Genomic DNA, 13,571 nt, shown 5'->3' on the forward strand with positions numbered 1-13,571 from the left:
ATAATTAATTACAAATATATTACATTATCAAATTATATATTCAAAAGATTTAAATCGAGATTTTAAGATGAGCATGTATATATTAAATCTATTTTTTTCTTTTAGAATCTTTTTTAAATCAAAATACAATTAAAATTATATTTTTTTTAAATTTGTTTTGACTCTTCTATTATTTCGTTTATATTATGAAATTGTTAAGTTTTAATTTTGGAAAGTAAATACAAGTATTGTATAAGTAATATATAAATAATAAATAATGATTATATAAATAATGAATAGAATTAATTAAAAACCAATTCAAAAATAAAAATTAACCACAATAAATAATATTATTCATATATAAATTACTTAAAGGTAACGATAATGGCTGATTGGATTTGGTGGCAAAATAGATATATACAAGGGGGAGTTGTAGCTAGAGGACGCACTCTCTACAATCAAAATGTAAAAACTGGTTATGGCGTAACCATTAATGGCGTTGCAAATAACATAGGCACAAACTATAGCGCATTCCTGATAATCAATAATGGTGGAATATCTTATAATGCCAGAATTAATGGTGGTGTGTTATACGTTGCAGCTGGGGGAACAACCTCTAATACTGTTGTAAATGCCCCCCCAGATAGACTGGGCCACACCGTTATAGAATATGTCAATGGCGCAAAAACGTATAATACAACAATTTTGCAAGGGGGACAATTTATTGATGGAGGTGGCACCACTTACAATACACTTGTCACTGGAAACGGCTTACAAACACTTTCTGGTGGTGGTGCCGCTTATAACACAACAGTCAATGGTGTTAACGCTGTACAAGATATTAAAAATAATACCTATGCCTATAACACAATAATTAACAATGGTACACAATATTTGTCTGGTGGCGTTGCTAATAATACCTCAATATTTGCTGGAGGAACACAGTTAGTTAATGGTTATGCTCATGCTGCAATTACAATCGTTAACGGTGGTAGAGTGGTTGTAAATGGTAATAATGCATCTACAGACAGAACATACGTTGCAAATAATGGTAGCTTAACATTATCTGGTGGCTATGCCATCAATACAACTCTTGACAAATCTGGCTTTGAATTTATTTCTGCTGGTAGTGTGGATAATAATGCTACCCTTACTGGTGGATATCAAAGTGTCTCTGCTGGTGGGACTGCCAACTACACCACTGTTTCTACTGGCGTGCAATATGTTAGTGCTAGTGGGGTTGCGAATAACACTAATGTTCTTTGGGGCTGGGGACAACAAATCCAAAATGGCGGTCTTGCAAATAACGCAACAATTGCTGCTGCGGGTGGTCAACGGGTATTCACTGGTGGTATTGCTCGGAATACCAATGTAACTGGTCTCCAAGATATTTCTGGAGGTACTGCCATTGTTACGACAGTTCAAAATGGTGGTAAACAACGCATTTACACTGGAGGAACAGGTTCAAATGCCACTATGAATGCAGGTGGGACCCAAGAAGTTTATAATGGAGGGATAGCAAACGCAGCCACTGTAAACAATGCTGGTTTCCAACGTGTTTACACTGGAGGAAAAGCTTTAAATGCCACCGTTAATACAGGTGGTATTCAAGAAGTCTCTGCTGGTGGCGCCTCATTCATTACTGTTGTTAATAATGGTGGGTTCCAACGTGTATTTTCTGGGGGCGCAGCTTCAAATATAACTGTTAATACAGGTGGTACCCAAGATACTTCTATGGGCGGGGTAACCTACGCAGCAACAGTTAATAATGGAGCTTGGCAACATGTTTATGACACTGGTATTGCTTATAATACTGTTGTCAATAATGGTGGATTTTTATATAATCATAATGGCGGCACAACAAGTTATGCTACTCTTAATGGTGGAACTCAAGCTGTTTCATCAGCTGGTGTTGCAAATAATACCACCATTAATCAAAACGGCGTAATGAACATTTCTGGTGGTGGTATCGCAAACTCCACACGAGTCAATAGTGGTGGCTTACAAGCCATTGCTGGAACACCTAACATTTTTGCATCTGCTGCAGGAACTCAAGTTTTCACTGGTGGTCAACTAACAGTTTATGATTGGGGAAGAACAGGCCCTGTTACGCTATCTGGCGGGACTTTGAATGTCAGTGCTGGTGGTGGTATTAATGGAGACGTTACTTTCATCCCTGGTGCAACGTTAAATGTTTACTCTGGTGCGGCTGTTTCTACAACTGTTACCAATGGCGGCAGAGAATTTATCTATAATGGTGCATCAGCTGTTAATACCGTTGTTAACGGTGGTTATCAATACTTAATGAACGGTGGAAAAATTAATAACGCCTCCGTTGTTAGCCAAGGCTCTATTTATATCAGTGGCGGAACAGCAAGTGGCATCTCCGTAGCTAATGGTGGGAACCTTAGTATATTCACTGGCGGCATTGTCAACAGCACAACAATTAACGCACAAGGTATCGTCATTGTTAATGGTGGAAGCATTTCTAATAATACCATTACAAATGGTGGTATTCTAAACATCAATAGCGGAAGTATAGGTGCAACTACCATAAGCTCTGGTGGTGCCCTTTTACTAGCAACAGATGCTACCACTATTATAGGTTTAATAAACCTAAAAACAGGCGGCTTCCTTAACGGCAGAGAAGCTCTTCAAGATATTGTTATTAATGTTTCTGCAAGAGACAACATTCTAACTTTACTCAACGATCCTAAACTATTTGCATCTACGGATTCTGCTCCAACAATAACACCAGATAAAAACCAATCTGCTCCAACAATAAATACGGAACAAGATAAATCGCATTCAACAAGCACTACTACTGATACAAATAATTCCGGCAATTATAATATAAATGATTTGAATTCTTTATTAAATGATCCAAATTATTTTGCTCCTGCCAGTGCTACTCCACAAGCATCTTTGTTGAAAACAAAAAGTTTTATTGCTCCTATAACGTTCTCATCTGAAATAAGCACTTATGGTGCTCAACCCACAGCAAATACAGATTCAGATGGGAACGCGATTACTTGGGAGAGCGAGCAATATACCGATGGTTATTACGTAGACTCACTAAATGTATGGTCTTATACAGTAACTACTACTGACAGTCAGTATTATGCTTTTGTACCACTAGGCGGAACTGAAGCTGATCGTATATATAAGATAGGATTAGTTGGTCACGTTGCAAGTTTTGGAGCTGGTTATCTTCCATCTGGGGCAGGTTATTATGGTGCTAATCTGATATTCCCTGATACTGCAGCATCTCCTGGGATTCTAACAACTGGCCCTGGTCGTATCACCTATGCTGATAATTATATTACTGGAGGTGTCACTTTAAAAGTAGCAGATAGTGGTTCAATTACGGGTAATACTTATCTTATTGATAATAGTATTTTAAACGTATCGAATGGAGTGGTTGCTAATGTCTCTGTTGATTCTACTTCTACTGCAACGTTTATGAATTCTAACAATTTAACTGGAACATTAACATTAGAACCTGGTGGCAAGGCTAATATTACGACTGAGACAGGTGGTATTATTTCTTTGACTGGAACAGAGAATAAAGGACTGGTTATTTCAGGAAAAGCAGCTCAAGGAGGAACCACGGTCACTTCCACGATTAATGATTTTGATGGTAATGACAGCATTACTCTTAAAGATATTCAACGCAGCGAAGTTGCCAGTGTAAAATTTAATGATAATGATCATATAATCATTACCCTCAAAGACGGCTCATCAATTACTCTAAATATTCCTGATGTTAAAACAACAGGTTATGCACTTGGTGAAAACTCTGATGGCAACGTAATCTTGGAGACCTGTTTCTTGGCAGGCACTGCTATTGCAAGCCCGAATGGTTTAATAGCTGTCGAAACCATTAAAGCAGGTGAAATCGTTGAAACATTCGATTGGAAAACAAATCAAACAATTAGCTCTGCAGTAATATGGGTTGGACATAAGCACATGAGTGTTAAAAAACACTTGTCAGATGATCTTGCAGGCTATCCTGTACGAGTTTTGAAAAATGCAATCTCAAAAAATGTTCCTAATAAAGATTTACTCATTACCCCAGAACATTGTTTATTCTTTGATGGTAATTTTATTCCCGCTCGTATGCTCGTTAATGGTCGTTCGATTTATTATGATCGTTCTATCACGTCTTATGATTACTATCATATTGAAACAGAACAGCATTCTGTCATTAGGGCAAATGGAATGTTAACCGAAAGCTATTTAGATACAGGAAACAGAAATATTTTCTCTGGTGGCCAAAAAGTAGTTTCTTTATTTAATGAGGTAAAGAACTGGAATAAAGACGCAGCGGCTCCATTAACCGTACATCGTGAAGTTGTTGAACCAATTTACAACCAAATCAACGAACGTGCTTTGAAAATGAATACTTCATTACAATCAGAACCTCTTGCTCTTACAACTGATCCAAACCTATATTTGACAACGGAACTAGGAACAATTATTCAACCACATTCATGCAGTAATGGAAAATATGTATTTAACATCCCAGAAGGTGTGAATGCTGTTAACCTTATTTCAAACACTCATCGTCCTTGTGAAACTGTTGGTTCATTTATTGATGACCGTCGTGAACTTGGTGTATTGATTGGAGGCGTCTTTATCATTAACAAAAATGGTATTTATGAAGTTAATGATCACTTATCTAATTCTGAACTAGCAGGATGGGATGTGATTGAACAATCCCCTTGTCGTTGGACAAAAGGTGAAGCTACCTTGAACATCCATACTAGCTATTCAGAAAATAGAATATTACTAATTAATATATTGGCTGGCGGGCCTTATATCAAAGATACTTTCAGCAAAGAATTAAAAAAAATAGCTTCTTAATTCATCTGTAAATCGTTAATCATATATAATTACCCGATCCTGTAATTCAATAGGATCGGGCTTTTTTATTTTGTATTATGTTAAAATTTAAATAATTTCTTTATCTATCAACTATTTATCAAGTTATGATAACCAATGGATTTATGATAATAAACAACTTAATAATTTTAAATACAACCCTATCAATCTAGTCATCTTATGATTTCAGTTATATTATTTCACATCTATGTAATAGGCGCAGGAACATGTAATTCTGGATAAACAAATGATAAATGTTCGATAAGAGTAGTTGCCATCATTATAGTACAAACAACATACAAATAATGTCCATTTTATTAATCTTTTTAAATAAATTTTACATTAAAAACTAATCACCATTACTTTAACACATGCTAATAAAAAAGCGGCTTAACTACTCTTTCAAAAGTAACAAAGCCGCTTTCATTATTGCTGGTATATATCTGATTAGAAAGAAATCATCTTACCAGGGGTAATCATACCTTGTAATCCCAACAAAGATTTAGCCAATGGAATTGCAACTGGAGAAAGCTGTCTTCCTAATAAAATAGAACGATGTTCAATAGCTGTTAACATTGCAAAATCATCATTATTTTTTAAAATATCATCTCGAATAGATTTGCCGATACGGACGGTCTGTGCAACACCATGGCCGCTCCATCCATTTACAGCATAAATTGGTACTTGCTTTTCGATTTTACGACAATCAGTTGCACCATTTAAGGTCAGATCTGTTGTGCCGCTCCAAGCAAATTCAAATTTTAAATCTTTTCTTTCTGGAAATACAGTTTCCAAACGAGACGTTAAATAAGCAATGGTCTTTTCTTCATTCCAACGGGTTCCTGTCCCTTGTCCACCAAATAAAATTCTTTGTTTTTTAACTGGACGATAATAATCAATTTGGAACTGTGTGTCATATACAGCCATATCTGTTGGCAATAATGTTTCTGTGCCACCAGCAACAGGATTGGTAACAGCTACATAAGTATAAAATGGAATGGTTGCATCTGATTCTGAAAGAAGTTTAAAAGTAGAATCATGTACCGCAAGCACAATACCTTTTTTGGCTAATACACTTCCTGACTCAGTTCTTACTCTGGTTCCTTCTGGGGTTTCTTCGATTTCTAGGACTTCACTATCTTCATATACTTGTCCCCCATTTTTAACAAAACCATAGATCATCCCTCTTACCAAAGCCAAAGAATGGATTTGACCACCCATGCTGTCCAAGGCACCACCATGATAAATCTCGGAATTGATATGTTCCTTGATTTCATATTCACCAAGCATGGTCACAGAATCATCACCAAGGTGTCGACGTGCATCCGCACCTTTAACCAATGCACCAATATGACCGGGATGAATTGCCGCTGTCAAATGGCCTTTTCGCATATCAACAGATAAATCATATTTACTTACAATTTCTCTGATTAAGTCAAAACATTCAATTGATGTAAAACGCCATAAACGGCAAGCTTCATCATAATCAAAATTTTCGATCATGGTTTCTGCTTCCCAACGTGCCAAACCTGGGGTTAATTGTCCCCCATTACGACCAGATGCCGCAGAGCCAATACGATTTTTTTCCAACAAAATTGTGTCAACACCAGATTCTGAAAGATGTAATGCAGTTGATGAACCAAGCAACCCCCCACCAATCACAACAATGTCACAGGTTGTTTCTTCTTCTAACTTAGGCAAACCAGCCCAAGTGGATAAAGTAGCTTCGTAGTAATTAGCTGGGTGTTCAGGTTTTTGATCGCCATCAACCCAGTTCCAATCTTCTTGTTTATCAGTGTTACTCGTTGGAACAATCAAGGCATCATCTATTAATATTGGTTTTTCAATTTTTTGTTTTGAAGACATTTAATATAACTCGTTTCTTATTTTGATTAAAGGGTAAGGGCATCTTCTTCTTTTTGTTAAAAAGATTGTTGTTCTTTAACAAAAAGTGCTTTTTGATATTTTTTTAAATAAAGAAGATAAAGTAATCCCAAAAATGTCCATGATAGACCAAATATAAAGGAATCCATCTGTAAGTTCAACCACATATAGGCAACTGTCGTTAATCCAAGCACAGGTAAGATAATATTCAAAGTAAACCCTTTGACCGTTTTGAATTGTTTTTTGTAATAGGCAAACATGACCAAAATACATATATTAACTGCACTAAAAGCAATCATGGCACCAAAATTAACAAATGAAACCGCAGTATCCAAAGTACAAAAGATGGCGGCTAAAGACAAAAAACCCACTAATAATACACAAAAATATGGAGAGTGGTATTTGGGATGAACATATCTAAATATCTGACCAGGAATAAACCGAGCAATCCCCATAATATGTAGCAATCTTGCTGCACTTGCATGAGAAGCTAATGCAGATGCAAAGGTATTAACCAACATTGCAATCATAAAGAATTTTTGAAAAAGTGCGCCACCAACATAAAAAGCAATTTCAGGCGAAGATGAATCTTTATAATTTTTTAATAATTCATTGGTTGGATAGTATAATTGAATAAACCAAGCACTGATAAAGAAAATAATACCACCGGCTAAAACGGTTATCATAATAGCTCTTGGGATCGTTGTTTTTGAGTCTTTTGTTTCACTTGCAAGGGTTGAAACTGCATCAAACCCAAGAAAAGAGAAACATAATACAGCGGCACCACCAACCAATGGTCCTATACTATTATCTCCATTAAATAATGGTTTTGCAGTCAGCACAGCCTCCCAACCAGCACCCAGCTTAATATGAATAACTAGATAAATAAAATAAATAGTTAAGATCAAAGGAACCCCGACAAATATAAAATTCATATTCGCCAGCAGGCTAACATTACGAGAATTAATAAAGGTAACAATAGCTACATAAACAGTAATTAATATCCATGTTGGAATATCTGGAAATAATGCGCTAAGATAAGCCCCAGATAACAAAGCATTAATCATGGGTAACAACATATAATCCTGTAATGTCGCCCACCCAACAATAAAGCCACTCTCTTTACCACATATTTTACCGGTATATGTAAATGCAGAACCAGATTCTGGAAAGGTCGCTGCCAAGCGACTGTAACTCATTGCTGTTAATAAAATGGCTACTAGCGTAAATAGATATGCTAGTGGAACGCGACCATTTGTGCGTTCAGAAACAATACCAAAAGTATCGAACACAGTCATTGGCGTTAAATACGCAACCCCGATGATTACAACCTGCCATAAAGATAATAGCTTTGCACTTTTTTTTAACTGATCCATCAATTACATCTTTATCTTCTTTAAATTGTTAATATAAATTTAAATGAATAATATATTTAGTTTATCAATTTTAAAGCAACTAAAGAAAAGTTTACTAGAATAAAACGAAATATAATAACATCTTTATATCTAGCATAATATGAAATTAAAGATATAATAAACTTTTATTGAACAGGCTTATGATTGACTTTTATTAAATATAAATGTCAATTAATTTGTGACTATAATGTTATTTGTGTACTAACATACATTATCATTTTATTCTCATGACGAAAAAAAACGTTCTCAACAACCATTCCTATCCCGCCTAATACTCTACGTGATGGAATATTATCTTCTTTGGCAACCGCAACAATACGATCATGACCGCGTGCATGAGCCTCGGTTAAAACAGCATAAGCAGCTTCACGAGCATATCCCCTGCCTTGAGCCCATGGCCATAACGAAAACCTAAGCGCATAACCTCTTCCATCAGGTCTATTATGTATTCCTGTTATTCCCAAAAAACGAGAATGGCCAAATTTAATATTTTCTCTTACAACATACATTCCAATTCGGTGACATCCCCAATAAACGGTGTCCTCACCCATTTCGATTGCGACCTTTAACGAGGTACGAACCCCTCCCAACATATGGCCAAAAGCTTGACTATCTGTTTTTAAGGCCGTCACATCTTCAATATCCGCCCATCCTATGGGCGAGAGAATTAATCTAGGTGTATATATTAAAGAAGAAATCATGAAACTTATCTATTCACGCTTACCAATAAAAAACACCCATCTCATTAAATGATGAAATGGGTGCATCTATTTCACAATATTAAGTAAAAAACTATCGTGAAATAGGTTTATATTTAATACGACTAGGTTCAGTTGCATCAGGGCCTAAACGACGACGTTTATCTGCTTCATACGCTTCGAAATTCCCTTGGAACCATTCAACGTGGCTATCGCCTTCAAAAGCCAGAATGTGCGTTGCTAAACGATCAAGGAACCATCTATCATGGCTGATCACCACTGCACAACCTGCAAATTCTTCTAGGGCTTCTTCTAATACGCGCAATGTATCCAAATCTAAATCGTTGGTCGGTTCATCAAGCAATAGAACATTGCTTTCTTTTTTCAACATTTTTGCCAAATGCACACGGTTACGCTCACCACCAGAAAGGATACCAACTTTCTTTTGTTGATCAGACCCTTTAAAGTTAAACGCACCAACATAAGCACGCGATGCAATAGAACGTTTACCAAAGTAAAGCACATCCGTACCGCCAGAGATTTCTTCCCATACTGTTTTATTGGGGTCTAAATCATCACGAGACTGATCTACATATCCCAATTTAACTGTATCACCAACACGGATCTCACCTTGATCAGGTGTTTCATTACCTATAATCATTTTAAACAAAGTTGATTTACCTGCACCGTTCGGTCCAATAACCCCAACGATCCCTCCAGGTGGCAACTTAAAGTTTAAGCCTTCTATCAATAAACGATCATTAAACCCTTTACCAAGGTTTTCAGCTTCAATAACCACACTTCCCAAACGAGGGCCTGGTGCGATATTAATTTCAGCTGTACCACCAGATTTTTCTTGGCTTTGTGCCAGCATTTCTTCGTATTTCGCAATACGAGCTTGGCTTTTAGCTTGTCTGGCTTTGGGTGAAGCACTGATCCATTGTTGTTCAGCCGCCAATGCGCGTTGGCGAGCACTTTCTTCTTTTTCTTCCTGAGCCAAGCGTTTACGTTTTTGATCCAACCATGAAGAATAATTTCCTTCAAAAGGATACCCACGTCCGCGTTCAAGCTCTAAAATCCAGTTTGTCACATTATCCAAGAAATAACGATCATGGGTAATTAGGATCACTGTGCCTGTATATTCACGTAAGGTTTGTTCAAGCCAAGCAACACTTTCTGCATCCAAATGGTTGGTTGGTTCATCAAGTAATAAAATATCTGGCTTTTCAAGCAACAAACGACATAAAGCAACGCGGCGACGCTCACCCCCAGAAAGTTTCTCAACATTCATATCAGCAGGTGGGCAACGCAGTGCATCCAACGCAATTTCAATTTGACGGTCTAAATCCCAACCATTCCCTGCATCAATGATTTCTTGTAATTCTGCTTGTTCCGCAAGGAGTGTTGTCATCTCATCATCATCCATGGGCTCTGCGAACTTCATAGAGATTTCATTAAAACGATCGACGGCCTTTTTCAGAGGACCAAAACCTTCAGCAACATTTTCACCAACATTTTTGGTGTTATCAAGTTGAGGTTCTTGTTCAAGATACCCCACCTTGATTCCATCGGCAGCCCAAGCTTCCCCACCGAACTCTTTATCTTTGCCTGCAATGATTTTTAAAAGGGTTGATTTACCCGCACCATTTACCCCAAGAACACCAATTTTCACCCCAGGTAAAAAGGATAAGGTAATCCCTTTAAAGACTTCACGCCCACCAGGAAAAGCCTTGGTCAAATCTTTCATTACATAAACATACTGAGGCCCAGCCATCGTCGAGAAGCTCCTTCAAAAATCCATCAAACATATAATATAGGGGGAAATTGCCCGCCTAATTTTTTGCTTCAGGCGAAATAATACATATAAAAAGCGTCTGCGCCCGGCAGGACTTGAACCTGCAACCAGACCGTTATGAGCGGCCGGCTCTAACCAGTTGAGCTACAGGCGCACAAACGCTTTCTCTATTTGCCGTAAAATGAACTTTTTTGCAAGTTTTTTTTTGGGGGAAATAAAAAAATTTCAAACTAAATAGTTATTTTATTAACTTCGCTAAATTCAATATCAACTAAGACTTGTTCATTTTTAACAGCACAAGTGTTATTTAAATTTAATCGCTCAAATAGCGGATCAAAATCAGTATTATTTGGTAAAAAGAAAAAGGGGAAATCTATATCACATCCATTTAATTTTTGATCATAATCAACAGCAGTGAGCGGTAATTGAAAAATATCATTACCATACGACAATATAAAGACAGCATAAGGCACGTGATTTATAATCTTTTTACGGCGTAAAACTGTTAAAAAAATAAAATCATTTGGATAAACCCCTGGCCTAAAAGTATGATTTATACTGATAGTAAAATCGATAGTTTCATCTCCTTTTATCCACTTTATAAGGGGTTCAAAAGGAGTTAACTCATTATCTGGAATTAAAGATACTCCCATTTTGACAAATGTTTTTAAAACGTCTCTTGGTATATATGTATCTCTCTTTAAATGATAAGTTATCTTTTTTTGCGTTTCATCAAATGTATGAACTAGATCGTCTTCACTATTCGTCGAAATCAATTTTTCTTCTTTATATTCTATTCTGCCACTGTTACTCTTTGAATTATTCTTAAAAGTAGGAACGCCTTTTTTACCTTTTAAACGATATAAGGTTCGCATCGGTTTGGACCAGTTACCAAATTGGTTTTCAATACCATCACCAAATTCTGCATTACATAAATCACATTCGTAATTCATAAATAACTTTTTATTTCCTAAAGCTTCGGGAATAACATGTGAGTTTTTTTTAAAAGTTACTTTTTGCTTTCTATTTTCATCATATTCTGCATTTTCTTTATTACAAAAACGACATTTTTTTACTGGTAACTCACTCCCTAATATTACAGCTTGCATATTAGAGGTAAGAAACTGCTCATAAATTATATCATAGTTTTGATAGTAAAAATAATTTTGATTATAAAACTTCATAACACTTACAGGTATATAAGTATTTGAATACAAATATGTATTATACAAAAGCTTTTTCTTAAACATAAATCTAATTTTACTAACTATAAATACCTCAACTTTTACTAACCTTAATCAGCCCCGTGAACCCACCGTTTTCTGATGTAAATATTACCTTTTTCTCTTTTGTTTGCAGGTCGGCTTGATACACATGTCCCATCTTATCAGCAACAAAAGCCAGTTGATTATCTGCATCAACCGTAAAACCTATCGTTTCATCAAATCCCCGAATAACAACTTCTTTTTTGCTCAAGGTTGATAGTTGCAATCTATTTAGAGAATTTCCTTCAGGTTCTGCGCCTCTATCTGACCAATAAAGACAATCATTTTTATAATCTATTTCTAAATCAATCGGTTCTGGTAGATGGTCATAAACGACATTAATCTGAGATGGGTCAATAACAGCCTGCTTATCTTTAAAATCAAAAGGCGCGCAAAGTAAACGACCTGTTCCGCCCTTGGATGGGCCTTTCATTGTCCAAAAGATGCGGTTATTTTGAATATCTAATGCTATCCCAACGCAATGTCTGTTTTTCTTATCTTCGTCCAAATACATCTCGTGCGTATCTAGCAAAAATTCGACTTTACCCGTTTCAATGTGACAGCGTTCAATTTTCATACCCTCACGATCGCACCAATATAAATAGTTTGTTCGATGATCTAATTGGATTTGTTTAGGAGTATGGGTTTCTCCCATTTTAACCGTGATACCTCTATCTTTGCCATTCAAAGTGCAATGTTGAATATAGCCATCCCAAGCATCATAATCTGCCCCCATATTCGTCCAATAGAGTAACTGGTCATTCGGATTAAATACAAGACCATCTGGAGTTCCTGATTGATCTTCAATAAGTATTCTTGTTGAATAATCATTGGGATTAATGACAATAATCTGTCTTTTGATGGCTTCTAATACGATTAGTTGATAGGAAAGTTTTTGAGTATTCATACGATAATATTCCTTATATTTACTAATGAGGATTAGTATTAATAAGTTACAGTATATCCGATTTTACGCATCACAATAGTCACTAGATTGAGATCACTACGAGAAACAATATTATTTCGTCTTTTAATAGTTTTTGGTTTTATAGATCCGTATCATCAGACAAATCTACTTTTTTAATAATACTTATATATAAACGGCTTCTCAAAGTAATTAAGCTATTGCTCCCCAAAGTATAACCAAAATTTCTCTTTTTAGGTTGACTATTCTTTTTTGAAAAATAATTAAGCCAAGGATAAACTGATTTATCCAACACTTCTATACTATAAATATAATCACCAAATTCAAATGTAAGTGTATGAGGGGGAATAAGAGTAAATTTGTCTAGATATCCGCAATATTCAGCTTCATATTCATATTGAGCCATATAATCTGCAGCATATCCCATTGGATCCTCCTTTGCTACAGCACATATACTTCTGTCTTCTAAAATTCTGCCCGACTGATTAATTAAATAAATAGAACAACCACTTACCCAGTCATCTTCATTGTATTTAATAGAAACAAAAAGCAAATAATAAGACTTAATTTGAATGACTTTTTCCAACGCTCTTCCATCAACTTTATACCAAGTACGACGTCCATTAATGCAAATATGCCCCTTGTAAAATGTAAATCGAACAGGTTGCAGGGTGATTGAATCATCTTCAAGTATTTTCATTTTATTGTTCTATATTTAGACCTATC

At 36.0% G+C, this 13,571-nt stretch carries 8 protein-coding genes and 1 tRNA gene; 1 reads left to right on the forward strand and 8 read right to left on the reverse strand.

The window, feature by feature from the left end:
• Positions 1 to 363 precede the first annotated feature (363 nt).
• Complete coding sequence (locus tag COMX_RS05400) at positions 364 to 4,845, forward strand: Hint domain-containing protein (protein ID WP_034337864.1); 4,482 nt, start codon at positions 364 to 366, stop codon at positions 4,843 to 4,845.
• A 465-nt stretch (positions 4,846 to 5,310) separates the two neighbouring features.
• Here COMX_RS05400 and COMX_RS05405 read toward each other — a convergent pair whose 3' ends face one another.
• The 8 genes from COMX_RS05405 to COMX_RS05440 form a co-directional block, all read right to left on the reverse strand.
• On the reverse strand, positions 5,311 to 6,729 hold the full coding sequence (locus COMX_RS05405) for an NAD(P)/FAD-dependent oxidoreductase (RefSeq protein WP_034337866.1): 1,419 nt from the start codon (positions 6,727 to 6,729) through the stop codon (positions 5,311 to 5,313).
• A 56-nt stretch (positions 6,730 to 6,785) separates the two neighbouring features.
• Entirely contained in the window at positions 6,786 to 8,123 is a 1,338-nt protein-coding gene (locus COMX_RS05410; RefSeq protein WP_034337869.1) for an APC family permease, read from the reverse strand.
• 221 nt (positions 8,124 to 8,344) lie between these two features.
• Entirely contained in the window at positions 8,345 to 8,863 is a 519-nt protein-coding gene (locus COMX_RS05415) for a GNAT family N-acetyltransferase (RefSeq protein WP_034337873.1), read from the reverse strand.
• Between the two features lie 91 nt (positions 8,864 to 8,954).
• Positions 8,955 to 10,634, reverse strand: coding sequence for an energy-dependent translational throttle protein EttA (ettA, locus tag COMX_RS05420; RefSeq protein WP_034337876.1), 1,680 nt, complete (start codon positions 10,632 to 10,634; stop codon positions 8,955 to 8,957).
• Between the two features lie 101 nt (positions 10,635 to 10,735).
• Positions 10,736 to 10,809 (reverse strand) — tRNA-Ile (locus tag COMX_RS05425).
• Positions 10,810 to 10,885: 76 nt separating this feature from the next.
• Complete coding sequence (locus tag COMX_RS05430) at positions 10,886 to 11,839, reverse strand: HNH endonuclease (RefSeq protein WP_051461893.1); 954 nt, start codon at positions 11,837 to 11,839, stop codon at positions 10,886 to 10,888.
• A 94-nt stretch (positions 11,840 to 11,933) separates the two neighbouring features.
• Positions 11,934 to 12,827 (reverse strand): hypothetical protein, encoded by an 894-nt coding sequence (locus COMX_RS05435; RefSeq protein ID WP_034337879.1) that lies wholly within the window; start codon positions 12,825 to 12,827, stop codon positions 11,934 to 11,936.
• Positions 12,828 to 12,966: 139 nt separating this feature from the next.
• On the reverse strand, positions 12,967 to 13,545 hold the full coding sequence (locus tag COMX_RS05440) for a hypothetical protein (protein WP_034337882.1): 579 nt from the start codon (positions 13,543 to 13,545) through the stop codon (positions 12,967 to 12,969).
• Positions 13,546 to 13,571 lie beyond the last annotated feature (26 nt).

It is taken from the genome of Commensalibacter papalotli (ex Servin-Garciduenas et al. 2014) (assembly GCF_000527695.1).
In the GTDB taxonomy this organism is placed as follows: domain Bacteria; phylum Pseudomonadota; class Alphaproteobacteria; order Acetobacterales; family Acetobacteraceae; genus Commensalibacter; species Commensalibacter papalotli.

Coding starts and splice junctions, on each gene's coding strand:
- COMX_RS05405 (WP_034337866.1), bottom strand. CDS start 6,729: ATGTCTTCAAAACAAAAAATTGAAAAACCAATATTAATAGATGATGCC.
- COMX_RS05440 (WP_034337882.1), bottom strand. CDS start 13,545: ATGAAAATACTTGAAGATGATTCAATCACCCTGCAACCTGTTCGATTT.
- COMX_RS05410 (WP_034337869.1), bottom strand. CDS start 8,123: ATGGATCAGTTAAAAAAAAGTGCAAAGCTATTATCTTTATGGCAGGTT.
- COMX_RS05415 (WP_034337873.1), bottom strand. CDS start 8,863: ATGATTTCTTCTTTAATATATACACCTAGATTAATTCTCTCGCCCATA.
- ettA (WP_034337876.1), bottom strand. CDS start 10,634: ATGGCTGGGCCTCAGTATGTTTATGTAATGAAAGATTTGACCAAGGCT.
- COMX_RS05435 (WP_034337879.1), bottom strand. CDS start 12,827: ATGAATACTCAAAAACTTTCCTATCAACTAATCGTATTAGAAGCCATC.
- COMX_RS05400 (WP_034337864.1), top strand. CDS start 364: ATGGCTGATTGGATTTGGTGGCAAAATAGATATATACAAGGGGGAGTT.
- COMX_RS05430 (WP_051461893.1), bottom strand. CDS start 11,839: ATGAAGTTTTATAATCAAAATTATTTTTACTATCAAAACTATGATATA.